Genomic DNA, 25,070 nt, shown 5'->3' with positions numbered 1-25,070 from the left:
ACAGGAGAGGAACCGCCATGGTCAGTCGCAGGGACGCGCTTATCGGCGCCGGTGTGGCGGGCGCCGCGCTCGCGGCCGGAACGGACGCGCTGGGGCAGTCGGTCGCACCGCCGCCGGTGAAGGCCGAACACACGAAATTCGCCGCCGAGATCGCCGCCGCCCAGGAGCGGCTCGACGCCTTCATGAAGGCCTTCAACGCGCGCGATATTCCCGCCTACGAGGCGACCTTCAACTTCCCGCACGTGCGCTTCGCGTCGAACAAGGTGACGATCATCAACCCGGGCTTCCACAAGCCCGAGATGTTCACGAGCGGCGCGCTGACCGACTGGGACCACTCAGCCTGGCAGCGGCGCGACGTGATCCACGCCGGCGCGGACAAGGTGCACATCGACACGCGCTTCAGCCGCTTCCGCAAGGACGGCACGGTGATCGGCGGCTTCGACAGCATCTACATCGTCACCCGGCTGGATGGCCGCTGGGGCATCCAGGGGCGCTCCAGCTTCGCCCCCTAGAAGCTCGTGAGGAGCGTGCTCGCGGCCCAGGTGTCGCGGGTGAGCTTCTGGCGGCGCATGAAGGCGGCCATGGCGTCGGTGGAAGGATCCCGCGAGGTTTCCCACACGCCGTGGTCCTTGTAGCGGGTGACCAGCAGCAGACGGGTGGCGCCGGCCGCCTTGTCGGCCGCCGACCGCTCGGCTGAGAACAAGCCGAAGATGTTGGTGTCGAACCGGGCCTCGAAGTCGCGCCAGCCCTCTGTCGACAGGGCGACCACCTCGTCGAGGTCCGACGCTCCGATAACGAACCAGCGATGGACGTAGACGCCGCCGGGCTTCGGTCGGTCGCCTGCCGCCGGCCGCGCCGTGGCCTCGAGCCGCTGCCGCTCGACCTTCGCCACGCCGCTTAGCCTGGCGAGCGCGGCCATCTCGGCCTCGCGTCCTGACGCGTCGGGCTTCCAAGCCACCAGCAGCGCCGCCTGGCGGGCGTGCCAGCCGAGCTGCGGCGTGAAGAGGCCCAGCACCTCACCGCCCGCGGCCGAAATCGCGGCGGCCTGGGCGCGCACCTGGTCGGCATAGGCCTTGGCCGGTGGCGTGCCGGGCGCCGCCTCGAGGTCGAGGAACAGGTAGTCGTACATCCGCGCGCCTCCCGCCGCCCAGCCAATGCCGGGCGCCGCGGCAAGCGCCCCCGCACCGGCCAGCCAGCGCCTGCGATTTAAACCCATCATGCCCTCCACTCTCGGGCCGGTCGCGAGCGCGTCAAGCGGACAAGGCGCTATGGCTCCAAGCCCTGCGGGCATTGGAAATCGCCGGTCTCTATCGCTAGCTTCACCCTCGCTGTCACCGCGCAGTAACAGCCAAGATCACGACGCGGGACGAGGGGGAATAGAATGACCAGGCGCCAAGCCCTGAAAACTGCATCCATCGCCGCCGTCTGCTGCGCCCTGAGCGCGCCGGCCTTTGCCCAAACGGCCACCGGTTCGGGCGTCGAACTCGACGAAATCCTCGTCACCGCCCGCAAGCGGGAGGAGCGGCTGCGCGACGTGCCGGTCGCGGCCACGGCGCTCGGCGCGGAGGAGATCCGTGATCAGGGCGGGCTGGCCAATGCCCAGCAGCTCCTCGGCAACTCCCCGGGGGTGAATTTCGCCAACACCTCGAACGCGCTCACCTCCGACGTCTCGATTCGCGGCTCGGGCACGTCGCGCGCCACCAACGCCGAGGCGGGCGTGGGACTCTTCCGCAACGGGGCCTTCATCGGCGGCGGCAACGTCGCCGGACGCACGTTCACCGGCATGGACCTCTTCGACATCCAGCGCGTGGAGGTGTTGCGCGGCGTGCAGGGCGGCCTGGGCGGGCGAAACGCTTCGGGCGGTTCGGTCAACGTCGTCACTGCGCGGCCGACCGACAAATTCGAAGGCTATGTCCTCGGCACGCTCGGCTCCCATGAAAAGCGCGAAGTCGAGATGGCGGTGAACCTGCCGATCAACGACAACTGGTCCACCCGTTTCAGCGTGGCGCTGGGCGACCAGGACAAGGGCTTCTACAACCTCTACGTCATCGACCGGTACGCTGACGCCACCGAACGCCAGTTCTTCCGCGGCCAGGTGCGCTACGACAACGGGCCGTTCACCGCCAATCTGATGCTGGAACGCGCGAACGAGCGCGTGCCCGGGCTCGTCTACCAGGTGGTGACCTTCCCGAACGCCAACTTCCCGCAGGGCTATTTCACCGACAAGTACGACACGCCCTGGAACACCGACTCCACAGGCAAGCAGCGCCTGAGCAACCTGGAGTTTACCACCGACACCGACCTCGGCTGGGCCACCCTGTCGACGGTGGTCAACTTGCGCGATCGCAGGGGGCAGAACCAGTACGATCGCGACGCGCTTTCTCGCGAGTTCTTCACGGCCCTTTCGGCCATTCCGGGCCGGGTCTCGACCGCCGGCCTCGCCGCGATCCGGGCGGCCGACTACAATCAGGGCGGCGCCCAGATCGACCATGCGCGGATCAGCTACTACGACGCGCACCTCGTCGGAGAGACCAACGGCTTCAACTGGGTGGCCGGCGGCGAATGGTATCTGCTCAACGACACCACCTCGAATATCCTGGGCAAGACGCCGACGGCGGCCAGCAACAACTTTGGAACCATCACCCGCGGCCGCTCGCGTTACTCCTCGTATGCCGTCTACGGGTCGCTGGACTACGACCTGACCGAGCAGCTCAAGCTCTCGGGCGATCTCCGCTACACGCACGACGACCGGGATTTCCTGGGGCGGCAGTTCCTGTTCGTGACCGACGTCCCGGTCACGGCGGCCAACGTCAACCCGACCGGCTCGCGGACCCAGAGCAACGTCTCCTACACGGCGACCGTCGCCTACAAGCCCACGTCCCTGGTGATGGTCTACGCCAAGATCGGCTCGGCCTATCGCGCCGGCGGCTTCAACGGCAACCTGGGGGACCCGCGGCAAAACCCGGCGCTCGCGCCACCGGCTGAGTTCGACAACGAGACGGTCACCGCCTACGAGGTCGGGTTCAAGGGCAATCTGGCGTCTAACATCTACGTCACCGCCGCCGGCTACTCGAACCACTACAAGAACCTGGTGATCCAGGCCGACAACGGGTGCGCCGCCAGCAATCCCGCGTGCCCGGTCCAGGCCACGTCCTATGCCTTCAACGCCGGACCGGCGACGCTCTGGGGCATCGAGGTGGAGGCGACCGCGCGCGCTGAGGTCGCGGGCGGGAACCTGCGGGTGACCGTGGGCGGCTCGCGCCAGGGCGGCCATGTGAAGAGCGGCCGCTACGAAGGCTACAAGCAGCCGCAGCAGCCCAAGTGGACGCAGACCTTCACCGTCAACTATCGCCACGACATCACCGACGAGGTCAGCGGCTACGTCAACGTGAACGGCAACGCCCGCCAGGGCGGCGTGCAGGAGGCCAACCAGACCACGCTGCTGCACGACTACGTGCTGTTCAACCTGCGCGCTGGCGTCACCTGGAAGCAGTTCGACCTGACCGGCTTCGTGAACAACGCGGGCCAGGAAAACTACCTGGTCTTCCACAACCCGACGGCCACGGGCGACGTGCGGCGCTACAACCTGCCCCGCACCTGGGGCGCCCAGCTCCGTTACACGTGGTGAGCCGATGAGCCGCGCCCTCGCAACCTCGCTAGTTCTGGCCGCGCTGGCGGTGGCCGTTCCGGCGGCCGCGCCGGCGGTCGCCCAGCCCGCCGCGCCGGCGGCGGCCTCGAATGTCGAGGTGGTCTACGGCGAGTGGGCGGACGCGGCGCGGGGCGGCCGGGTCGTGCCGTTCAAGGCCTATGTGCCTAAGGGGGCGGGGCCCTTTCCGGTAGTCGTCCACAGCCACGGCCTGGGCGGCAATCGCGAAGCGTCCACCTACATCCTGCAGGCGGTGGCCGACGCAGGCTTCCTGGTGGTCTGCCTTCAGCACGCGGGATCGGATACGGGGATCCTGCGCGGCGCCGTCCGTCCCACGGCCGAGGCCGGGATCGTCGCGGCGGGGCGGGGCGCCATGAATCCGCAGGTCGCTCAGGCGCGGTACGGCGACCTGCCGTTCGCCCTGGACCAGATCGCCAGGGATCCGCGCCTGGCGGGCAAGGCCGACATGAGCCGCGTGGGCATGTCCGGCCACTCATACGGGGCCCTCTCGACGCTGGTGGCGGTGGGCCAGCGGGTGCTGGGCGCCACTCCGCAGACGAAGTTCGCCGAGCCGCGGATCAAGGCCGCCATCGCCTACAGCCCTAACAAGCCGCGTGGCGACGATCCGAAAGCCGCCTTCGCCGCCGTGAAGACCCCGATGCTGCATTTCACCGGCACCGCCGACGTCACGCCGTTCGACCTGGAGAAGAACCCCTTCCAGCGGACGACGCCCTATCAGGCCATCCAGGGCGCGGATCAGTTCCTGATCGTCCTGAACGGCGCCGACCACGGCCTGTTCGGCGGCCGCCGGGGGGCGGGGGGCGTGCTGAAACCCACCGATCCGCCGCAGATGGAGATCGTGAAGGCCGAGACGATCCGGTTCTGGCGCGCCTACCTCAAGGGCGACAAAACGGCGGCGAAGGAACTCTGCGACCTGCCGGCCCGCATCAAGGGCGCGGGCGACGGATATCAGAAGGCGCCGCGCTGCGGGGCGCCGACGCCCATCGCGCCAGTCGACGGGCTTCGCTAGCTTCCCGCCATGGATAAGAACGCCCCGGTCTCCGCTTCCCGCCGCGCCATCCTGGGCGTCGGCGCGACCCTGCTGGCCGCCGCTCCCGCCGCGGGCGCCACAGCCAGGGCCGGCGGCTCGGAGGCAGGCGCCATGCGCACCCTGGAGCGCTATGCCAGCTTCGGCGACAAGGCGGCCGGCGAGCCGGGCGACAATGCCTCGGGCGAATGGATCGAAGGCGAGCTGAAGGCCCTCGGCTATGCCTGCCGGCGGCAGTCGTTCGACGTCCCGGCCTATGAGGGCGAGGCGCCGACCCTGTCCATCGCGGGCGCGAAGGCGACGCTGATCCCCCAGGCTATCGTCCAGCCGACGCCCGGGATCACTGGCCGTCTGTTCGTGCCTGGCCGCGGATCCGGCGACATCGCCATTCTGGTCTTGCCCTTCGCCCGCTGGTCCACCGCCAAGGGCGAGGTCGCGCGGCGGGTGAAGGCTGCCGCGGCGGCTGGCGCGAAGGCGGCGATCATCGTCACGACCGGTCCAACGGGCGAGGCCCTGGCGCTCAACACGCCGGTCGACAAGCCGCTGTTCGAGATTCCGGCGGCTGTGCTGGCCCCGCGCGAGGCGGACCCCTTTGTCGAAGCCGCCTTCGCGGGCGCAGCGGCGACCTTCGTCATGCCCGGCCGCTCCATCCGTCGCCCGGCCTTCAACGTTACGGCGAGCCTGGACCGCGGCGCCGGCAAGTGGCTCGTGATCTCGACGCCGCGTTCAGGCTGGTTCGGCTGCGCCGGCGAGCGCGGTTCGGGCCTGGCCGCCTGGATGCAGCTGGTGACCTGGGCGGCGAAGACGAAGCTTCCCGCCAATCTCGCCCTCGTCGCCACCAGCGGCCATGAGTACGAATATGCGGGCGGGGAGCAGTTCATCGAGCACCTGGCGCCCAAGCCGGCGCAGACGGCGCTCTGGGTTCACCTCGGCGCGAATGTCGCGGCGCGCGACTGGCACGAGCGTGGCGCCGCCCTTGCGCCGCTGCCCAGCGCCGACCCTCAGCGCTTCCTCCTGGCCAGCGCGCCGCTGGTCGATGCCTGCAAGGCGGCCTTTGCCGGCCAGCCCGGGCTGGAACAGACCTACGCCATCGATCCGCGCCAGACGGCCGGCGAGCTGGCCAGCATCGTGCACGCCGGGTACGAGCCCGCGATCGGGATCTTCGGCGCCCACCGGTTCCACCATGCCCGCGGCGACGACCTGCGCTGCGTGTCGCCGGCGTTGATCCCGCCCGTGGCCGATGCGTTTGCCCAGGTTATCGAGCGCGCGCTGACGAAGCCCGGCTAAAGCGCCTACATTGGCGGGATGACCACCCCTGAGAAACTGCATCCGGCTGCGCCGCAGATGGCGTCGCCAACCTACCGTCTGGCCTCGATGGACCAGGACTTCATCATGGGCCCCTCCATGCGGGGGGTTCGCTTCCTGCTGGAGTTCGCCAAGGTCGACGAGGCGCTCCGCAATTGGAGCGTCCGGTCCACCATCGTCGTATTCGGCTCGGCCCGCATCCGGGAGGACGGCCCCGACCCGCATCCGCGCTGGTACAACGCCGCCCGGGAGTTCGCCGCCATCGCCTCAAAGCGCGGGGGCGCCCATCTGTCGGCGAAGAACGAGCGCTACAACGTCATCTGCACCGGCGGCGGCCCTGGCATCATGGAAGCGGCAAACCGCGGCGCGACCGACGTGGGTGCGCCCTCCATCGGCCTCAACATCACCCTGCCGCACGAGCAGCACCCGAACAGCTACTCCACACCCGAGCTGACGTTCCGCTTCCACTATTTCGCCATGCGCAAGATGCACCTGGCGATGCGCGCCAGCGCGCTCGTGGTGTTCCCGGGCGGCTTCGGCACGTTGGACGAGCTGTTCGAGATCCTGACGCTGCGCCAGACCGACAAGTCGCCGGCCATGCCCATCGTGCTGTTCGACGAGAGCTACTGGCGCTCGGTGATCAACCTCGACGCCCTGGTCGCCGCCGGCATGATCGCCAAGGCCGACCTCGACCTCTTCCACTTCGCCGAGACGCCGGAGGAGGTCTGGGAATGCCTGCTGAAGGGGGGGCTGCGCCCGTACGAGGACATTCCCGACCCTCCCCCGGCCGACGGGCACGATCTGGCCTAGATCCGCTTGCGCCTCTGCACGGTCCGGCGCCAACTGGACGGCCGTGCAGAGGGGGGCGGGCCCATGGACATCGGCGTCTTCATACCGATCGGCAACAACGGCTGGCTCATCTCCGAGACCGCGCCGCAGTACATGCCGAGCTTCGAGCTCAACAAGCAGATCGTGCAGAAAGCCGAGGGCTACGGCTTCGACTTCGCGCTCTCGATGATCAAGCTGCGCGGCTTCGGCGGGAAGACCGAGTTCTGGGAGCACAACCTCGAGAGCTTCACCCTCATGGCGGGGCTGGCGGCGGTCACCTCGAAGATCAACATCTTCGCCACGGCCGCCACGCTCACCCTACCGCCGGCCATCGTGGCGCGGATGGCGTCCACCATCGACTCCATCGCGCCCGGCCGCTTCGGCATCAACCTGGTCACCGGCTGGCAGAAGGCCGAGTACGACCAGATGGGCCTGTGGCCGGGCGAGAGCCACTATTCCGACCGCTACAACTACCTCGCCGAGTACGCGACGGTGCTGAAGGGCCTGATGGAGACCGGCGTTTCGGACTTCAAGGGCCAGTACTTCCAGATGAACGACTGCCGGGTCAGCCCCAAGCCGACGCCGGGCGTGAAGATCATCTGCGCCGGCTCGTCCGACGAGGGCCTGGCGTTCACCGCCGAGTTCGCCGACTACTCCTTCGCCCTGGGCAAGGGGACCAACACGCCCACGGCCTTCGCCTCGGTGAACAAGCGGCTTGAAGCTGCCAAGGCCAAGACCGGCCGCGAGGTCGCCGCCTATATCCTGTTCATGATCATCGCCGACGAGACCGACGAGGCGGCGCTGGAGACGTGGCGGGTCTATCGCGAGGGGGCGGACCAGGGCGCGCTGCAGTGGCTCACCAACCAGGCCGCGCCCAACGCCCAGGGCGGCACCAGCAACACCAACACGACCCAGCTCGCCGCGCCGGAGTCGGCGGTGAACCTCAACATGGGCACGCTGGTGGGCTCGTATGAGAGCGTGGCGCGGATGCTGGACGAGGTTGCCGAGGTGCCCGGCACCGCGGGCGTCCTGCTGGTGTTCGACGACTTCGTGCGGGGCGTCGAGGACTTCGGCGCGAAGATCCAACCGCTGATGAAGAGCCGTCGACATGTCGGCGCCTAGGCCCACGATCCCCATCCAGGGCGCGGTGACCCTGCCGGCGCGGCCTGAGAACCTGCCGATCGACCCGAAGGCCACGGCGTTGATCGTGGTGGACATGCAGAACGCCTACGCCTCGGCGGGCGGCTATCTGGACATCGCCGGCTTCGACATCGGCGGCGCGGCCGCCGTAATCGAGAAGATCGCCGTGTTGGTCGAGACGGCGCGGCAGGCCGGCGTGCAGGTGGTGTTCTTCCAGAACGGCTGGGATCCGGAGTATGTCGAGGCGGGCGGCCCCGGCTCGCCCAACTGGTGGAAGTCCAACGCGCTGAAGACCATGCGCGACAAGCCCGAGCTGGAGGGCAAGCTGCTGGCCAAGGGGACGTGGGACTACGCCCTGGTCGACCGGCTGAAGCCGCAGGCGGGCGACATCGTCATCGAGAAGCCGCGCTACTCGGCCTTCTACAACACCGCCCTGGACTCCATGCTGCGGGCGCGCGGGATCCGCAACCTGGCGTTCTGCGGCATCGCGACCAACGTCTGCGTCGAGAGCACCCTGCGCGACGGCTATCACCGCGAATACTTCGGCGTGCTGATCGAGGACGCCACCCACCAGGCCGGGCCGGCCTTCCTGCAGGAGGCCACGGTCTACAACGTCGAGAAGTTCTTCGGCTGGGTGTCGAACACCGCCGATTTCTGCGGGGCGGTCGGCCAGGCCCCGCCCGAAGCGTAGGAGGAAGACAGATGCCCAAGACCGTCATCACGCCGCCCGGGACGCAGGTTCCCATCGCGCCCTTCTCACCCGGGACCCTGGCCGACGGCGTGGTCTACGTCTCGGGCACCCTGGCCTTCGACAAGGACAACAACGTCGCCCACGTCGGCGACGCGGCCGCCCAGACGCGGCAGGTGCTGGAGACCATCAAGTCGGTCATCGAGACCGCAGGCGGCACGATGGACGACGTCACCATGAACCACATCTTCCTGAAGGACTGGGCCGACTACGCGGCGATCAACAAGGTCTATGCGGAGTATTTCCCAGGCGAGAAGCCGGCGCGCTTCTGCATCCAGTGCGGGTTGGTGCGTCCGGACTTCCTGGTGGAGATCGCCACGATCGCTCACGTGGGCAAGAGGTGATGGCGGGCCCGGAAGCCAACGGTCGCGCCGCCGATCATGACGTCGATCCGATGTTCTTGCATCGCTGGTCGCCGCGCGCCTTCACGGGCGAGCCGATGCCGGACGCGCTGCTGATGAGCCTGTTCGAGGCGGCCCGCTGGGCGCCTAGCGCCTTCAACGCGCAGCCCTGGCGCTTCGTCTACGCGCACAAGGGCACCGAGGCCTGGGACCGGCTCTTCGACGTGCTGATCCCGTACAACCAGGCCTGGGTGAAGCATGCTTCCGTGCTGATGTACGTGATCTCGGATCGCTTCCGCCGGTCCGAAGGCCGCGAGCCTGCGCCGATCCACAGTCACTCGTTCGACGCGGGCGCGGCCTGGGCTTACCTGGCGCTGCAAGCGCATCGCGTGGGCTGGGCCGCGCACGGCATGGCGGGCTTCGACCTGCCGCGCTCCTACGAGGCGCTCGGGGTGGACGAGGCCCAATTCCGGGTCGAGGCGGCCATCGCCGTCGGGCGGCCGACAGACAAGGAGATCCTGGACGAACCCTATCGCTCGCGCGAGACGCCGAGTCCGCGTAACGCGGTGTCGAGCTTCGCATTCGAGGGGCGGTTCAGGGCGTAGCGGCGACGGACTTGGGGCCCGTCGCCGGCGTATCGGGGGAGCAGGATGCCAGATCAAGAGGCCGCGCCGCGGCCCACCTTCGCCAACGACGGCGTGCACTTGCTGCGCACGGCCCAGCAGGTGCAGTACCAGCTTAGCCAGATGGCGGACCAGAAGGCCAACATGGTGCTGGCCGCCACCTTCGTGATCTTCACGGTCTCGATCAGCCAGATCCACAATGTGGCCCGGCCGTTGCCCCTGTTCATCCTGGGCGGAGCCGCCTTCGCCTCAGCCTTCCTGGCGGTGATGGCCGTGCTGCCGTCGGTGAAGACGCCGCCCCGGCCCGACGGCCCGGCCAACCTCTTGTTCTTCGGCTCGTTCACCCAGATCCCGGAGGACGAGTTCATCGAGCGGATCATGACGGTGATCAGCGAACCCAAGACCGTCTACGAGGCCTTCGCCCACGACATCTACCAGAACGGCAAGGTCCTCGCGTTCAAGAAGTATCTCTACCTGGGCTACGCCTATCGCATCCTGCTGGCCGGGCTGGTGGCCAGCCTGTTCGCGTTCGTCGCGCCGTACTTCCTGACTCTGGCCGGGCGCTAGGGTTCCCATCCCGGCGGCGCTAGTTCGAAGCCTTCGAAGCGGAAGCCCGGCGTCACCACGCACGCCACGAGGCACCAACCGCGGTCGGCCTCCGCCGCCTGCCATTCGTTCGTTCGCACCAGATGCTGCGGCGACTGGCCTGGGCCGGGGCCCAGGCGGGTCTCCGTCGTCGCGCCGCCGTCGTTCGTGCGCAGCTTCAGCGGCGTCCCGGCCTGGAAGATCCACAGCTCCTCGGCGTCGACGCGATGCCAGTGCGATCGTTGCCCTTGCTCCAGCAGGAACAGGATCGAGGTCGCCGCTGCGCGCCCATCGGGCGTGGAGGCCGCCGAACGCCAGGTCTCGCGATACCAGCCGCCTTCCGGATGTGGCATAAGCCCCAGGCGCTTGATCAGGTCGGCGGCGTCCATCGCGCCATCAGAGCGTCAGCCGGACCTTGACCGCAAGGCCCGCCGTTCGCCCTCATGCGCCATGCAACGATTCCTCGTCGGCGCGCTGGCCGCGCTGGCGCTCGCGGCCCCGGCGGCCGCGGCGCCCGACCTTTCGAAGATGGGCGCGGCCGAGCTGGCGGTGTTCATGAAGGCGTTCCCCAAGGGCGGCGAACTGCACAACCACCTCTCGGGTGCGATCTACGGCGAGACGCTGCTGAACTGGGCCGCGGAAGACGGCCTGTGCGTGGACATGAAGACCCTTTCGATCCGGCAGGTCTGCGCGAACGAGGACTACAAGCCCGCCAAGGACGTGATCGCCGACGAGGCCCTGCGCTCGCTGGTGGTCGACAGCGTCAGCACGCGCCATCCCGGCTTCCGCGACCGCTCGGGCCACGACCAGTTCTTCTCGTCGTTCGGCCGCATGGGGATGAAGCCGTCGCGCGAAGGCGATGCGCTGGCCGTGGTGATGGGCGACCTTGCGCGCCAGAACACCTTCTACCTCGAGCTGATGATCACGCCGCTGTTCGTCCCATCGCGCGCGCTGGGCGGGCAGGTGGGGTGGCGTGGCGACGCGGCCGCGACGCGGGCGGCGCTCACCGAGGCAGGCCTGGAGAAGCTGGTCCCCCGTGTCGTCGCCCACACCGACACGCTGCAGGCCCGCGCCCGTGAGGTCCTGAAATGCGGGACGCCCGAGGCGAAGCCGGGCTGCCAGGTGACCGTGCGCTTCCTCTTCCAGGCGATCCGGCAGGGCAAGCCGGAGGAGACCATGGCCCAGCTCCAGCTCGGCGTCGCCACCGTGGCGGCCGATCCGCGCTGGGTGGGACTGCAACTGGTCGCGCCCGAGGACAGCCAGGACGCGGTGACCCACTACGACACCCACATGAAAATCGTGGACCTCTTGACCGAGCATGGCCGCAAGACGCCCGTGTCGCTGCACGCGGGCGAACTGACCTTGGACGTCGCGCCGCCCGAGACGCTGAGCTACCACATCGCCGCGGCGGTCCGCGTCGCCGGCGCCCGCCGCATCGGCCACGGCGTGGATCTTCCGCACGAGACCGGCGCCGAGGGCCTGGCCGCCGAGATGGCGGCGAAGGGGATCCTCGTTGAGGTGAACCCGATCTCCAACCGCGAGATCCTAGGCGTCCCGCCCGAGGAGCACCCGTACGCGTGGTTACGGAAGCGGGGCGTGCCGGTGGCGATCTCGACGGACGACGCGGGCATCCTGCGCAGCGACCTGTCGGGCGACTACGCCTTGGCCGTGCGGACGGGCGCCACCTACGGCGACCTGAAGACGGCGGCCCGCAACGGCATCGCCTACAGCTTCCTGGCGGGCGAGGGGCTGTGGAGCGATCCCAACGTCTACCGCAAACCCGCGGCGGCCTGCGCCGGCCAGGTCGGAAATGCCGAGCCGAAGGGCGCTTGCGCCGCGCTGGTCGCGAATAGCGACAAGGCGCGCGAGCAATGGCGCCATGAGCATCTGCTGAAGGCGTTCGAAGCGGGCTTCTAGGCCTCGAACGCCATGTAGACGAACCGCGCCACGAACAGGGCGGCCAGGGCGAAGAGCAGCCAGTCGGCCTTGGCGACCCGGCGGCTGGCCAGCTTCAGCAGGGCGTAGGCGATGACGCCGAAGGCCAGGCCGTTGGCGATCGAGAAGGTCAGCGGGATCGTGACCAGGGTCAGGAACGCCGGGATCGCGACGACCGGGTCGTCCCAGTCGATCTCGGTCAGCGGGCCCATCATCATCGCGCCCACCAGGATCAGGGCGGGGGCAGTGGCCGCCGCCGGGATCACCTGGGCCCACGGGGCGACGAACAGGGTGGCGAGGAACAGCAGGCCGGTGACCACGGCGGTGAGGCCGGTGCGACCGCCGGCCGAGACGCCCGAGGCGCTCTCGATGTAGCTGACCACCGTGGAGGTGCCGGCCAGCGAGCCGACAACCGTCGCGCCCGCGTCGGCGAACAGGATGCGGTTCAGCCGCGGGATCGAACCGTCCGGGCGCATCAGGCCCGCCTTTTTGGAGACGGCGACCAGCGTGCCGACGTTGTCGAACAGGTCGACGAACAGGAAGACGAAGAGGATCTCCAGCAGCGCCAAGCCGAACCCGTGGCCGCCGATGCCCAGGGCGGCCGGGATATCGAGCTGCAGCGCCGTGCTCGTCATCTGCTCCAGGCTGTAGGGCTGCGGGTTCCAGCTCGCGAGGCCCAGGATCCAGCCGAGGACGGCGGTCGCCACGATGCCGATGAAGATCGCGCCGCGCACCTTCAGCACCAGCAGGATCGAGAGGATCGCGAGGCCCAGGAGGGCCAGCAGGGTCGCCGGCGCGTGGATGTCGCCCAGGCTGACCAGGGTCGCCGGATTGGCCACCACCAGCCCCGCGCCCCGCAGGCCGATGAAGGCGATGAACAGGCCTATCCCCGCCGCGATGGCCGAAAACAGCGCCCGTGGGATCGCCGCCACGATGAGCTGCCGCACGCCCACCAGCGTAAGCACGAAGAACAGCAGCCCGGACACGAAGACCAGGCCAAGCGCCGTCTGCCACGGCACCCCCATGCCTTGGACGACGGTGAAAGCGAAGTAGGCGTTGAGGCCCATGCCGGGCGCCAGCGCGATGGGGTAGTTGGCGAGGAAGCCCATCAGCAGGCACCCGACGCCGGCCGCCAGGCAGGTGGCCGCCGCCACGCCCGCGACCGGCATGCCGGTGGTCCCCAGGATCGAGGGGTTCACCAGCACGATGTAGGCCATGGTCAGGAAGGTGGTGGCGCCGGCCAGCACCTCGGTCTGAACGCTGGTCCCGCGCTCGCGGAGCTGGAAGGTCTTGTCGAGGAAGCTCATGGCGCGGCTCCTTGCGGCAGGGCGTCGGCGTAGCGGTCCCAACCCCCGACCAGGGCCTTCACCACGGGTGCGCCCACGCGGTAGGCGGCCTCGACGCCCGCCTCCAGGCCACCGTCGGCGAAGGTGATGCGGTTGGGCTTGCCCGCGGCCGGGCGGGAGTAGTTGCTGGCGGTGCGCAGGATCAGCACGCGGCGCGGGTCGACCCGGCCGCTCTTGGCGTGGAGCGCCAGGGTGTCGAGCACGGCCTGATCCTCGCCGTCGGTCATCCCCAGCGCGCCCTGTCCGTCGGTCTGGACCCGGACCCAATCGCGCGCCCAGCGCGTGCGAAGCTCGCCGTGCCAGAAGCGGACCGTGCCCAAGCTGGCGCCGACGAACACATGCGGCGGCTTCTGCGCCGCCGGCTCCTCGGGATAGCCGGCGCGGTCGGCGCCCAGCTTGGCGTTGTCGGGCAGGTCGATGTTGCGCGTTAGCTGATAGGCCCAGTGGGTGAGGCCGGGGTCGAGGCGCCACGCCATGCCGCTGGCGTCCGCGCCATCGCCCTTCTCGCCCGGCCCATTCGAGTTGGGCGCGTAGAGGCCCCAGGGCCAGCCGGCAATGATTTCGCGGTCGTCGATCTCGTAAAGCGGATCACCGTCCACGACCCAGTTCGACCAGGCGGCGCTGCCGATCGAGCCGGCCTTCGGGTCGACCCCGGCGATGCCGGCCATCAGCCAGTAGGCTTTGGCGAGGTCGAAACGGGGATCGACGATGAGGGCGGTCAGCGATCCGCGGGCGCGTCCGAACATGCCGGTGTTGATGATCAGCACGCCGTCCTTCGACAGTCGCGCCGGCCGCTCGACGCCGGGGATGGCCACGGTCTCGGTGGGTGGACCGCGTTCGATCCAGAGCTGAAGCTCGCCGGCCGCGTCGCCGGTGTCGTTGCCGATCTCGAAGGCGGTGACGACCACGACCTTGATCGGAACGGGCCTGGCCAGCGCCACGACAGGAGTGAGCAGGGCGGCGATGAAGACGATCAGGCGTAGCACACGCGATTCCCCCGAACCTGCCCGGAATAGTCGGAGCCGCGAGGGTTGAGGCAAGTCCTAGGTGGCCTCACGGGCGTGGGCCAGCCGGCCCATGAGGTAGGTGCGCTCGACCAGCCGGTCATCCGCCAGCACTGCCAGCACGAACAGCGTCTCGGCCAGGGTGCGGGCGCCGGCCGTTCGGCGTGCGAGCAGGGGCGTCGCGGCGAGGTCGAGGACCACGAAGTCGGCTTCCTTACCCGGCAGGAGGTTGCCCACCCGGCTATCGATGTGCAGCGCCTTCGCGCCGGCCAGTGTGCCCAGGTAGAAGGCATGCAGCGGGTCGAGGTTGTCGCCCTGGAGCTGACCCACCTTGTAGGCCTCGGCCATCATGTGGAGCTGCGAGAAGCTGCCGCCGCCGCCGATGTCGGTGCCCAGCGCCACCGACATCCCGCATTCGCAGGCGCGCTTCAGGCCGAACAGGCCGCTGCCCAGCAGCAGGTTGGAAGAGGGACAGAAGGCGGCGGTCGCGCCGGCCCTGGCCATCCGCCCCATCACGTCCGCGTCGCAGTGGACGCAGTGGGCGAAGACCGACCTCGGGCCGACGAGACCGAAGCGGTCGTAGACGTCCAGATAGTCCCGCGCCCAGGGGAAGAGCTGGGCCACGCGGGCGATCTCGCCGGCGTTCTCCGACATGTGGGTGTGCAGCAGGACATCGGAATGCGCGGCGAGCACCTCGCCGGCCATGGCGAGCTGGGCGTCCGTGGAGGTCACGGCGAAGCGCGGGGTCACCGCATACCCCAGTCGGCCCCGGCTATGGTACGCGCGGATCAGCGCTTCGGTGTCGGCGCGGCCGGTCTCGACGGTGTCGGTGAGCGCGGCGGGCGCCTCGCGGTCCATCAGCACCTTGCCGGCGACCAGTCGCATATTCCGGTCCAGCGCGGCCTCGAACAGGGCCTCGGCCGAGCCTTTGTGGACCGTGCAGAAGGCGAGGGCGCTGGTCGTGCCGTTGGCCAGGAGTTGGTCCAGGAACACCTGCGCCACCGCGTCAGCATGCGCCCGGTCGGCGAAGGCCATCTCCGCCGGGAACGTATGTGTGTGCAGCCAGTCCATGAGCTGCGCGCCCCACGCCGCGATGACGTCCACCTGCGGGTAGTGCACGTGGGCGTCGACGAAGCCCGGGGTGATCAGGCGGCCCGGCAAGTGTTCGACTGGCGCGCCGTCGGGCAGGTTCGGCGCGAGGTCGTCCCAGGCGCCGCAGGCCGCGACGTGGCCGTCCTCCACCACGAGCAGGCCGTCGGGGTGATAGGCGTGCGCTTCCGCCGCCGGGACGCGCGACGGGTCGTCCAGCATGTGTAGCAGGGCGGCGCGGTAGGCTTGGCGGGTCATGCCGATATGGCGATCCAGTCGGCTTCGGCGAGTTCCACCTCGTCCAGGTTTTCGCCGGTCCCGCCGTCGCGGTCGACGACCAGGAAGTCGCTCTCGGCTTCCAACGCCAGCAGGAAGTGGTGCCAGGTCCCCTTGGCGTAGTTCACGCCCTGGTTCGCCGCGGCGCGGAAGACGCGAACCGCGGCCGGATCGAAGTCACCCGGCGGGGCTACGGCCACCAGGAACGGCCGGCCGTTCAGGGGCATGAAGGCCTGGCTGCCCAGCGGGTGCCGCTCGAAGATCTTCAGCACCAGGGGCTCGAGCGGCTTCGAGCGGAAGATGCTGAGGATCGCGTGGCCGTCGCCCACCGCCACGTCGGAGAGCGCGTTGAAGCGGGTCGTCCAGCCGTAGTTGATCGGGATCACTTCCGCGCGGTCGGAAGCTTCGATCACGTCGCCGAAGGGCGCGAAGGCGTCGGCGGTCAGGGCTTCAGGAACGAGCGTCCTCACGGCCCCACCTTCGCGCCGGCCTTGATCCATGCGCCGAGCTGGGCGCGCTCCAATTCCGTCATCTTGGTCTCGTTGCCCTGGGGCATGGACCGGGTCGCCACCGCCCGGGTGTAGATCTTGTCGGCGTGCTGCTGCAGCCCGGCGTCGGTGTCGAACATGGCCCCGTTCGGCGCGACCGGCACGCCCCGATGGCTCGGGTGGGCGGCGTGGCACGCGATGCAGTGCTTGTCGACGATGGCGCGCACCACCGCATAGGTCGGGACTTCGGCGACCGTCGGCGGCTTTGGCCGCGCGCTCTCGTTCAGCACGGCCACCGTGACGAAGGCCAAGGCGCCGTAAACCAGCACCTGGGGCTCCATCCGGCCCGAATTCTTCAGGTTGAAGAAGTGCCGGATCGTCCACCCCGCGATACCCAGCCCCGCCAGCCACAGCCAGTTCAGCGGAGCGGCGAAGATCATCGGGTAGTGGTTGCTGATCATGATGAACAGCACCGGCAGCGTCATGTAGTTGTTGTGGACGCTGCGCTGCTTGGCCTGCTTGCCCAGCGACGGGTCGGGCGCCTGGCCGGCCAGCACCTGGGCCACGACCTTCCGCTGGTTCGGGATGATGATCATGAAGACGTTGGCGGCCATCACCGTCCCGATGATCGCGCCCACGTGCATGAAGGCGCCCAGGTCGGAGAAGACATGCGTCAGGCCGTAGGCTGCGGCCGTGAGAAGAACGAACCATACGACTCCGAAAAGCCTCAGGTTTTGGCCGATGGGTGAGCGGCAGAGGCCGTCGTAGACCAGCCACCCCGCGACCAGGGAGCCGAGGCCGAGGCCGATGGCCTGCCAAGTCGTGAGGTCGAACTTGGACGTGTCGATCAGGTTGAGGTCGGCGCCGACGTAGAAGATCAGGCTCAGCAGCAGGAAGCCGCTGATCCACGTCGTGTAGGCCTCCCATTTGAACCAGTGCAGCTCCTCCGGCATGTCGGAGGGGGCGACCATGAACTTGATCTGCCGGTAGAAGCCACCGGAGTGGACGCTCCACAGCTCGCCGGCGACGCCGTCGGGCGTTTCCGGCGGCCTCTTCAGATGGCTGTCCAACCACATGAAATAGAAGGACGATCCGATCCACGCGATGCCGGCGACGAGGTGCAGCCAGCGGATCGCCAGGTTCGCCCAGGCCTCGATGTCGGCGATCATTCGGTGGGATCTTGGGTCAGTTGCAGCAGCTCTGCGGCTAGGGCTATGGCGATCACCGCGGGCGCCTTGCCCTTCAGGTCGACGATGCCGATCGGACAGGTGAGGCGGGCGAGCTCGGCGTCGGGTACGCCGTCGGCGCGCAGCCGGGCCTCGAACCGCCGACGCTTCGTCCGCGAGCCGATCAGCCCCAGATAGCCGAAGTCGCCGCGCGCCAGCACGGCGCGGGTCAGCCGATAGTCCAGGTCGTGGCTGTGCGTGAAGATCGCGAACAGCGTGCCGGTCGGCGCGGCCTCGACCGCCTCGGCCAGTTCATCTTCGCTGAGGATCGTGGCGCGCGTGCCGCTGGCCTCGGGTCGCAGGTCCTCGCGGCTGGCCAGCCAGTCCAGGTGGAAGGGCAGCGGCGCGAACGCCCGGGCCACCGCCTGGCCGACGTGTCCGGCGCCGAAGATGACGAGGCGGGGCAGCGTCGGGCGGATCGTCTCGGACACGCGGCGCACCTCCGGGATCGGCGTGCGGGGACCGTCCGACACCGCCGCCTCGGCCTCGATCAGGCGGCTCATGCCGCCGTCGTTGAATTGCGCTGTAAGGACGAACGGTTCGCGGGCGGCCGCCGCTGGCTCCAGCCAGGCGAGGCTCTCCGCGTCCACGCGCTCGACCAGCAGCCGCACGTGGCCCCCGCAGCACTGGCCCAGCAACGGGCCCAGCGGATAGTCCTGCAGCGCGTGGCGCCGGGAAGCCTGGCTCAGCAGCTTGCGCGCCTGGTCGAGGCCCTGCCGCTCCAGCGAACCGCCGCCGATGGTGCCGCTGAACCGATCGGGCCAAACCAGCATGCGCGCGCCTGTCTCACGCGGTGTCGAGCCCTGGGCGCCGACCACCGTCACCATCGCCAGCGTCTCGCCGCGCCGCGCCGCGGCCAGGGCCTCGCCGATCCACTCAGGCATCGGCCGCCCTCCGCCGGACCTCGTTCACCGCCGCCAGGATCCGCTCGGGCGTCGCCGGTGCGTCCAGGTTCGGCATGACCCTGTGGCCGGCCACGCTGGCGACCGCGTCGGTGAGCGCGGAGAACACCGAGATCGCCAGCATCAGCGGCGGCTCCCCCACCGCCTTGGACCGATGGATCGTGTTCTCGCGGTTCTCGCCCGGCGGCCAGATGGCGATGTTGAAGGCGTCCGGCCGGTCGCCGGCGGTCGGGATCTTGTAGGTGGACGGCGCGTGGGTGCGCAGGCGCCCGGCGTCGTCGAACACCAGCTCTTCGGTGGTCAGCCAGCCCATGCCCTGGATGAAGCCGCCCTCGATCTGGCCCAGGTCGATGGCCGGGTTCAGCGAGCGGCCGACGTCGTGGAGGATGTCCACGCGGGTCACCTTGCTCTCGCCGGTCAGGGTGTCGATCACCACCTCGGAACAGGCGGCGCCATAGGCGAAGTAGTAGAATGGCCGGCCCTTGTGGGTGACCCGGTCGTAGTGGATGTCGGGGGTCTTGTAGAAGCCGGCCGCCGAAAGCGAGACGCGGGCCACGTAGGCCTCGTGCACGAAATCCCGGAAGCTCAGCAGCTCGGCGCCGATGCGCACGCCGTCCGGCGTGAAGACCGGCGCATGGCCGTAGTTCGCCAGCGCCCACTCGGACAGCCGCGCCTTGATCTGCTCGCAGGCGTCCAGCGCGGCCATGCCGTTTAGGTCGCTGCCCGACGACGCAGCGGTCGCGGAGGTATTGGGCACCTTGTCGGTGCGCGTGGACGTGATCTTCACCGCCGACAGCGGGACCTGGAACGCGTCGGCCGCCACCTGCGCCACCTTGATGTTCAGCCCCTGGCCCATCTCGGTTCCGCCGTGGTTCAGGTGGATCGAGCCGTCGGTGTAGACATGCACCAGGGCGCCCGCCTGGTTCAGGTAGGTGGTGGTGAACGAGATGCCGAACTTCACCGGCGTCAGCGCGATGCCGCGCTTCAAGTGGTCGTTCCGGGCGTTCCAGGCCGTGATCGCCGTGCGGCGGGCCCGATAACCCGAACTGGCCTCCAATTCGGTCATGATCTCTCGGGCGACGCTGTCCGTGACGGTCTGGCCGTAGGGGGTCAGATCGCCCGAGACGCCGTAGAGATTGGCCAGGCGCACATCCAGCGGGTCCTTGCCCAGCGACAGCGCCGCGGCGTCCAGCGCGCGCTCGATGGCCATCATGCCCTGCGGCCCGCCAAAGCCGCGGAAGGCGGTGTTGGAGACGGTGTGCGTGCGCGCCCGGTGGCTGACGATCTCGGCCGCCTGCAGCGCATAGGCGTTGTCGGCGTGGAACATCGCCCGGTCGTTGATCGCGTGGCTGAGGTCGGCCGAGAAGCCGCAGCGCGAGGCGAACTCGAAGGCCGCGCCGCGCAGCCGCCCGTCGCCGTCGAAGCCCAGTTCCCAGTCGATTTCGAAGTCGTGCCGCTTGCCGGTCATGACCATGTCGTCGTCACGGTCGAGGCGGATCTTCGCGGGGCGGCGGGTCAGCTTCGCGGCCAGCGCGGCCATGGCCGCCCATTGGACCGACTGGGTCTCCTTGCCGCCGAAGCCGCCGCCCATCCGGCGCACCTCCACGGTGATCGCCGCGTCGGGCAAGTCCAGCACGCGGCCCAGGATGTGCTGGGTTTCGGTGGGGTGCTGGGTCGACGTCCAGACGTGTAGGTCCTGGCCCTCGCCGGGGACAACCAGCGCCACCTGGCCCTCCAGGTAGAAGTGCTCCTGGCCGCCAACCTGCAGGCGGCCCGAGACGCTGTGCGGAGCCGCGGCGATCGCGGCGCGCGCGTCGCCCAGCTTCATGGTCTGCGTGGGCTCGATGAACGACCCAGCGGCGACAGCGGCGTCGGCCGTCAGCAGGGGCGGGAGGTCCTCGTACTCCACGACGGCCAGGGCGGCGGCGGCGCGCGCCTTGGGCAGGGTGTCCGCCGCCACGCAGAACAGCGCCTGGTCCTGGAATTTAACCTCGCCGGTGGCGAACAGCGGGTCGTCGCCGGCAAACGGGCTGATGTCGTTCTTGCCCGGCACATCGGCAGGCGTCAGCACGGCGACGACGCCGGGCGCCGCGCGCACCGCGGAGAGGTCCAGCTTCGTCACCCGCGCATGCGCCCGTGTCGCCTGGCCCACGGCGATGTGCAGCAGCCCCGGCGGTTCGGGGATGTCGTCGATGTAGAGCGCCTCGCCGCTGACGTGCCGCGGCGCGCTGTCGTGGCCGATGGGCGCATGCAGGATAGGAAGCAGCCGCACGCCGCCGGAGTCAGCCATAGGCCACCGCCTCGGCGTCGACGACGCGCGCCCCGCCGGCGCTCTCTACGAATGCGCGGCGGATCAGCCCCCGCGCCGCCTCCAGCCGGTAGTTCGCCGAGGCGCGCATGTCGGTGATGGGCGTGAAGTCCTCGGCCAGCGCCGCGACAGCCTGTTCCAGCGTCTCCGCCGTCCAGGGATTGCCGACCAGCGCGGCCTCGCAGGCCGCCGCGCGCTTGGGCGTCGCCGCCATGCCGCCGAAGGCGATTCGCGCGTCGGTCACCTGGCCCGCCTCTACGCCCACGGAAAGACCGAGGCAGACGGCCGAAATATCCTGGTCGAACCGCTTGGAAAGCTTGGCGATCTTGAAGATGCGGCCCGCCGCCGGCTTCGGGACGATCACCGCCTCGACGAATTCGCCGGGGTGGCGGTCCTGTTTCCCGTAGGCCAGGAAGAACGCCTCCAGCGGCATCTCGCGCCGAACCGATCCCTTGCGCAGCACCAGCGTCGCGCCGGCGGCGATCAGCGCCGGCGGCATATCGCCGATGGGCGAGCCATTGGCGATGTTGCCGCAGACCGTGCCCAGGTTGCGCACCTGCAGTCCGCCCAGCCGCCGCAGCAGTTCGCCGAACTCGGGATGCAGCGCGGACAGCGCCCCGTGGGCGTCGGCGTAGCGGACGCCGGCGCCGATCCGGATCGCGCCGCCTAGGTCATGGATCCCCTTCAGGTCCGCGCAGTCGTTCAGCGAGACGACCGTCTCCAGCACCCGGTGCTGCTTGGTGACCCAGAGGCCGACGTCGGTTCCGCCGGCCAGGACCGTGGCCGCAGGATGCGCCTCAAGCAGCGCGGCGAGTTCGTCGCTCGAACGCGGCGCGAAGAACCTGCGGCCCTTGTGTTCGAGGGTCAGTCCCTCGTTCGGCTGGATCGCGGTCAGAGCCGCGGCCAAGGCCTCGTCATCCGTTCCGCAAGCGCCCATCGCCTGGCCCGCCGCGAGGATGGGGCCGTAGCCGGTGCAGCGGCAGAGGTTGCCCGCCAGGGCGTCCTTCAGGCTCGCGGTGTCGGTCGGCCCGCCCGAGCGCTGAACCGCATACAGGCTCATCACGAACCCCGGGGTGCAGAAGCCGCATTGGCTGGCGTGCTGGTCGACCATGGCCTGCTGGACCGGGTGCAGCGCGCCCTCGCGGCCGAGACTCTCCACCGTGAACAGCGCGCGGCCATCGAGCATCGGAGCGAACAGGATGCAGGCGTTGACAGCCCGGAACCGTACCCTGTCGTCGACCAGCTCGCCCAGCACCACGGTGCACGCGCCGCAGTCGCCTTCGGCGCAACCCTCCTTCGTGCCGGTCCGGCGCGCGTCGTAGCGCAGCCAGTTCAGAACCGTCAGCGTCGGGTCCGTATCGGCGGGCAGCTCGCGGACCTCGCCGTCGAGCAGGAAACGGATGGGGCGGCCCACGTCAGCTGCCCCGATAGGTCGAATAGGCGAATGGGCTGACCAACAGCGGCACATGGTAGTGCGCGCCCCTCTCGGCCACGCCGAAGTCGATGGTCACAATCTCGAGGAACGCCGGCTGGGGCAGGGCCACCCCCATGTCGCGGAAGTATTCGCCGATGTCGAACTCCAGGCGGTAGGCGCCCGGCGTCAGGGCCTCGCCGGTGAGCAGCGGCTGGTCCACGCGGCCGTCGACGTTGGTTACCGCCGACCCCAGCACTTCGCCCCCGCGCAGCAGGCGCAGGCTGACGCCCGCGGCCGGACGCCCGTGCATGGTGTCGAGGACGTGGGTGGTGAGGCCGGCCAAGCAAGTCTCCGCAATTCAGCCGCCCAGAATCCGCCCTGAGGCCGGGAATTGCAACCGTGGCGCAGGATTGCGACGGTGCGGCCCTCACGAAGCCTGCTAAGCGGTCAGCCATGCCCGACACCAGCTATCCGCGCGACTTGATCGGCTACGGCAAGGATCCGCCGCATGCGGACTGGCCGGGCGGCGCGCGCATCGCGATCCAGATGGTGCTGAACTACGAGGAGGGCGGCGAGAACTGCGTCCTGCACGGCGACCCCGCCTCGGAAGCGTTCCTGTCCGACATGATCAATCCCGCCGCCATCCCGAATGCGCGGCACATGAGCATGGAGCAGATCTACGAGTACGGGAGCCGCGCCGGCGTCTGGCGCCTGCTGCGCCTGTTCGATCGCTACCAGACGCCCGTGACCGTCTTCGGCGTCGCGATGGCCATGGAACGCAACCCCGCCGCGGTGGAAGCCATGCTGGAGGCGGGCCACGAGATCGCCAGCCACGGGTGGCGCTGGATCAACTACCAGGACGTCGCGGAGGCGGTGGAACGCGAGCACATGGCCCGCGCCATAGAGATCCACACGCGCCTGACCGGCCATCGGCCCCTGGGCTGGTACACCGGCCGCACCAGCCCCAACACACGCCGCCTCGCGGCGGAGGAGGGTGGTTTCCTCTACGACGCCGACGATTACTCCGACGACCTGCCGTTCTGGACCGAGGCGGGCGGGCGACCGCACCTGATCGTGCCATACACGCTCGAAGCCAACGATATGCGCTTCTCGGGGACGGGCCTGAACACCGGCGAGCAGTTCTACTCCTACCTGAAGGACGCCTTCGACGTGCTCTACGCCGAGGGCGCAGAACGGCCGAAGATGCTGTCCGTTGGCCTGCATTGCCGCATCGCCGGGCGGCCGGGGAAGATGGCGGGACTGGAGCGGTTCATCCGCTACGCGCTGGATCATGACGACGTCTGGTTCTGCCGGCGGGTGGAGATCGCCAGACACTGGCGGGAGCGGCATCCTCATGGGGGCTAGGGAGGACTTCATCGCCCGCTTCGGCCCGGTCTACGAGGACTCGCCCTGGGTCGCGGAAGGCGTCTGGCCCGACCCGCCCGCCGATCGGGACGGCCTGGCGAAGGCGATGGCGGCGGTGGTGGACGCCGCGCCCCACGCGCGGAAGCTGGCCCTCATCCGCGCCCATCCCGAGCTTGCCAGCCGCGCGAGGATGGCCGACGCCTCGGTGAAGGAACAGGCGGGCGCCGGCCTGGACCAGTGCAGCCCGGAGGAGTTCGCGGCCTTCCAGCGCCTGAACGCCGCCTACAACGCCCGCTTCGGCTTCCCCTTCATCTTCGCCGTGAAAGGCGCGGGCCGGTCCGACATACTCGCCGCCTTCGAGGCCAGGCTCGGCAATGACCCCGAGACCGAATTCGCCACCGCCATCGCCCAGATCCATCGGATCGCCGGTTTCCGGCTGGATGAATTGTTCTAAGGTTCCAGGATGTTCGACGATCTACGCCGCCAGTTCGTGGACCTCGCCCAGCCTCGCCTGGGCTCGGAGGTCGTCTATGCGACGGACGACTTCTTCGCGGACAAGAGCCGGCTGATCTCGCCGACCGAGCCCGTGTTCATCCCCGGCAAGTACGACGACAACGGCAAGTGGATGGACGGCTGGGAGAGCCGCCGCAAGCGTACGCCCGGTCATGACTGGTGCGTGGTGAAGCTGGGCGTGCCGGGCATCGTCGCTGGGTTCGAAATCGACACCCGCCACTTCACCGGCAACTATCCGCCAGGCGCCGAGGTCGAGCTCTGTGTCTCGGGAGAGACCGCGCCGGGGGACGATGCAGGGTGGGTCAAGGTGACGCCTCGCCTGGACCTCAAGGGCGACGACCGCGCCTGGTTTCCGCTAGAGCACGCGACGCCCGCGACCCACGTGCGCCTGCACATCTTTCCCGACGGCGGCGTCGCGCGCCTGCGGGTCTGGGGTCGCGTCGATCCGGACTGGTCGAAGGTAGGCCGGGACCAGACGATCGACCTGCTGGCCATGGCCTGGGGCGGGCGCGGGATCACCGCCAACGACGAGCATTTCGGCCGGGTGGAGAACATGACGGCCCCCGGGCGCGGCGTGGACATGGGAGACGGCTGGGAGACCCGCCGACGCCGCGAACCGGGCCACGACTGGGCGATCCTGGAACTAGGGACCTTCGGCCAGATCAGCGAGGTCGTCGTCGATACGGCGCACTTCAAGGGCAACTACCCCGACCGTTGCTCCATCCAGGCCACGCGTCGGGCGCACGGCGCGCCGCACGAAATCGCGCAGCAAGCCGAAGGGTGGCCAGTGCTGCTGCCTGAAGTGAAGCTGCAAGCCGACCACATCCATACGTTCCGCGATGAACTCGCCCAGCTCGGGCCGATCCGTTTCGTACGGCTCAACATCTACCCGGACGGCGGCGTCAGCCGGCTGCGTATGATGGGGACGGTCGCCCGCTAG

At 69.3% G+C, this 25,070-nt stretch carries 25 protein-coding genes; 14 read left to right on the top strand and 11 right to left on the bottom strand.

The genetic code is table 11. From position 1 onward, the window contains the following. Nucleotides 1–17: 17 nt before the first annotated feature. Nucleotides 18–512 carry a DUF6841 family protein gene (locus tag ACODSY_RS06970; protein WP_488950986.1) on the top strand — a complete coding sequence of 165 codons (495 nt, stop codon included), beginning with the start codon at nucleotides 18–20 and terminating at the stop codon, nucleotides 510–512. On the opposite strand, the gene ACODSY_RS06965 is transcribed toward ACODSY_RS06970, so the two are convergent. Then, nucleotides 509–1,216: a hypothetical protein gene (locus ACODSY_RS06965; protein ID WP_488950985.1), complete on the bottom strand. Its 708-nt coding sequence runs from the start codon at nucleotides 1,214–1,216 to the stop codon at nucleotides 509–511. The two genes, ACODSY_RS06970 and ACODSY_RS06965, sit on opposite strands and share 4 nt — an antisense overlap. 165 nt (nucleotides 1,217–1,381) lie before the next feature. Here ACODSY_RS06965 and ACODSY_RS06960 point away from each other — a divergent pair, with 165 nt between their 5' ends. The 9 genes from ACODSY_RS06960 to ACODSY_RS06920 all read left to right on the top strand — a co-directional run bounded on the left by ACODSY_RS06960 (nucleotide 1,382) and on the right by ACODSY_RS06920 (nucleotide 10,246). Then, nucleotides 1,382–3,628, top strand: a complete 2,247-nt coding sequence (locus tag ACODSY_RS06960) for a TonB-dependent receptor (protein ID WP_488950984.1) — start codon at nucleotides 1,382–1,384, stop codon at nucleotides 3,626–3,628. Nucleotides 3,629–3,632: 4 nt separating this feature from the next. Next, entirely contained in the window at nucleotides 3,633–4,676 is a 1,044-nt protein-coding gene (locus ACODSY_RS06955; protein WP_488950983.1) for an alpha/beta hydrolase family protein, read from the top strand. 9 nt (nucleotides 4,677–4,685) lie between these two features. Beyond that, entirely contained in the window at nucleotides 4,686–5,981 is a 1,296-nt protein-coding gene (locus ACODSY_RS06950) for a hypothetical protein (protein WP_488950982.1), read from the top strand. An 18-nt stretch (nucleotides 5,982–5,999) separates the two neighbouring features. After that, entirely contained in the window at nucleotides 6,000–6,809 is an 810-nt protein-coding gene (locus ACODSY_RS06945; RefSeq protein WP_488950981.1) for an LOG family protein, read from the top strand. Between the two features lie 63 nt (nucleotides 6,810–6,872). Continuing rightward, nucleotides 6,873–7,949 carry a pyrimidine utilization protein A gene (gene rutA / locus ACODSY_RS06940; protein WP_488950980.1) on the top strand — a complete coding sequence of 359 codons (1,077 nt, stop codon included), beginning with the start codon at nucleotides 6,873–6,875 and terminating at the stop codon, nucleotides 7,947–7,949. Then, complete coding sequence (gene rutB / locus ACODSY_RS06935; RefSeq protein WP_488950979.1) at nucleotides 7,936–8,658, top strand: pyrimidine utilization protein B; 723 nt, start codon at nucleotides 7,936–7,938, stop codon at nucleotides 8,656–8,658. Before rutA ends, rutB begins: the two co-directional genes overlap by 14 nt. An 11-nt stretch (nucleotides 8,659–8,669) precedes the next feature. Further along, complete coding sequence (gene rutC / locus ACODSY_RS06930; protein WP_488950978.1) at nucleotides 8,670–9,059, top strand: pyrimidine utilization protein C; 390 nt, start codon at nucleotides 8,670–8,672, stop codon at nucleotides 9,057–9,059. Continuing rightward, the gene (locus tag ACODSY_RS06925; RefSeq protein WP_488950977.1) at nucleotides 9,059–9,661 is read left to right on the top strand and encodes a nitroreductase family protein; all 603 of its coding nucleotides are present in this window, start codon (nucleotides 9,059–9,061) and stop codon (nucleotides 9,659–9,661) included. Before rutC ends, ACODSY_RS06925 begins: the two co-directional genes overlap by 1 nt. Nucleotides 9,662–9,706: 45 nt before the next feature. Further along, nucleotides 9,707–10,246 carry a Pycsar system effector family protein gene (locus ACODSY_RS06920; RefSeq protein WP_488950975.1) on the top strand — a complete coding sequence of 180 codons (540 nt, stop codon included), beginning with the start codon at nucleotides 9,707–9,709 and terminating at the stop codon, nucleotides 10,244–10,246. Here ACODSY_RS06920 and ACODSY_RS06915 read toward each other — a convergent pair. Continuing rightward, nucleotides 10,243–10,653, bottom strand: coding sequence for a cupin domain-containing protein (locus ACODSY_RS06915; protein WP_488950973.1), 411 nt, complete (start codon nucleotides 10,651–10,653; stop codon nucleotides 10,243–10,245). The genes ACODSY_RS06920 and ACODSY_RS06915 overlap by 4 nt on opposite strands. A 61-nt stretch (nucleotides 10,654–10,714) precedes the next feature. On the opposite strand from ACODSY_RS06915, the gene ACODSY_RS06910 reads away from it, so the two are divergent. Beyond that, nucleotides 10,715–12,181, top strand: coding sequence for an adenosine deaminase (locus ACODSY_RS06910; RefSeq protein WP_488950971.1), 1,467 nt, complete (start codon nucleotides 10,715–10,717; stop codon nucleotides 12,179–12,181). On the opposite strand, the gene ACODSY_RS06905 is transcribed toward ACODSY_RS06910, so the two are convergent. Genes ACODSY_RS06905 through uraH form a run of 9 tightly spaced genes read right to left on the bottom strand, consistent with a single transcriptional unit; the run spans nucleotide 12,178 to nucleotide 22,595 of the window. Next, nucleotides 12,178–13,506 (bottom strand): NCS2 family permease, encoded by a 1,329-nt coding sequence (locus ACODSY_RS06905; RefSeq protein WP_488950969.1) that lies wholly within the window; start codon nucleotides 13,504–13,506, stop codon nucleotides 12,178–12,180. The genes ACODSY_RS06910 and ACODSY_RS06905 overlap by 4 nt on opposite strands. Next, entirely contained in the window at nucleotides 13,503–14,531 is a 1,029-nt protein-coding gene (locus tag ACODSY_RS06900; RefSeq protein ID WP_488950967.1) for a purine nucleoside permease, read from the bottom strand. The genes ACODSY_RS06905 and ACODSY_RS06900 overlap by 4 nt, the downstream gene beginning before the upstream one ends. Before the next feature lie 57 nt (nucleotides 14,532–14,588). Then, entirely contained in the window at nucleotides 14,589–15,896 is a 1,308-nt protein-coding gene (guaD, locus tag ACODSY_RS06895) for a guanine deaminase (RefSeq protein WP_488950965.1), read from the bottom strand. Then, nucleotides 15,893–16,384, bottom strand: coding sequence for an ureidoglycolate lyase (locus ACODSY_RS06890; protein ID WP_488950963.1), 492 nt, complete (start codon nucleotides 16,382–16,384; stop codon nucleotides 15,893–15,895). Before ACODSY_RS06890 ends, guaD begins: the two co-directional genes overlap by 4 nt. Next, nucleotides 16,381–17,571, bottom strand: a complete 1,191-nt coding sequence (locus ACODSY_RS06885; RefSeq protein ID WP_488950961.1) for a urate hydroxylase PuuD — start codon at nucleotides 17,569–17,571, stop codon at nucleotides 16,381–16,383. Before ACODSY_RS06885 ends, ACODSY_RS06890 begins: the two co-directional genes overlap by 4 nt. Further along, a complete protein-coding gene (xdhC, locus tag ACODSY_RS06880) occupies nucleotides 17,568–18,512 on the bottom strand; it encodes a xanthine dehydrogenase accessory protein XdhC (protein WP_488950959.1) in 945 nt (314 codons plus the stop codon). The genes ACODSY_RS06885 and xdhC overlap by 4 nt, the downstream gene beginning before the upstream one ends. After that, entirely contained in the window at nucleotides 18,505–20,820 is a 2,316-nt protein-coding gene (gene xdhB, locus ACODSY_RS06875) for a xanthine dehydrogenase molybdopterin binding subunit (RefSeq protein ID WP_488950957.1), read from the bottom strand. Before xdhB ends, xdhC begins: the two co-directional genes overlap by 8 nt. Next, nucleotides 20,813–22,252 carry a xanthine dehydrogenase small subunit gene (xdhA, locus tag ACODSY_RS06870; protein WP_488950955.1) on the bottom strand — a complete coding sequence of 480 codons (1,440 nt, stop codon included), beginning with the start codon at nucleotides 22,250–22,252 and terminating at the stop codon, nucleotides 20,813–20,815. Before xdhA ends, xdhB begins: the two co-directional genes overlap by 8 nt. Nucleotide 22,253: 1 nt before the next feature. Beyond that, nucleotides 22,254–22,595: a hydroxyisourate hydrolase gene (uraH, locus tag ACODSY_RS06865; RefSeq protein WP_488950953.1), complete on the bottom strand. Its 342-nt coding sequence runs from the start codon at nucleotides 22,593–22,595 to the stop codon at nucleotides 22,254–22,256. Between the two features lie 110 nt (nucleotides 22,596–22,705). On the opposite strand from uraH, the gene puuE reads away from it, so the two are divergent. From puuE to alc, 3 genes are read left to right on the top strand one after another with little or no spacing between them, the layout of a single operon-like run. Further along, a complete protein-coding gene (gene puuE / locus ACODSY_RS06860) occupies nucleotides 22,706–23,617 on the top strand; it encodes an allantoinase PuuE (protein WP_488950951.1) in 912 nt (303 codons plus the stop codon). Next, on the top strand, nucleotides 23,607–24,071 hold the full coding sequence (gene uraD, locus ACODSY_RS06855; protein WP_488950949.1) for a 2-oxo-4-hydroxy-4-carboxy-5-ureidoimidazoline decarboxylase: 465 nt from the start codon (nucleotides 23,607–23,609) through the stop codon (nucleotides 24,069–24,071). The genes puuE and uraD overlap by 11 nt, the downstream gene beginning before the upstream one ends. Nucleotides 24,072–24,080: 9 nt before the next feature. After that, nucleotides 24,081–25,070: an allantoicase gene (gene alc / locus ACODSY_RS06850; RefSeq protein WP_488950947.1), complete on the top strand. Its 990-nt coding sequence runs from the start codon at nucleotides 24,081–24,083 to the stop codon at nucleotides 25,068–25,070.

The organism is Phenylobacterium sp. FG114 (assembly GCF_057809855.1).
The sequence above is the reverse complement of the archived record's forward strand: the minus strand, read 5'-3'. Positions and strand labels throughout refer to the sequence as shown.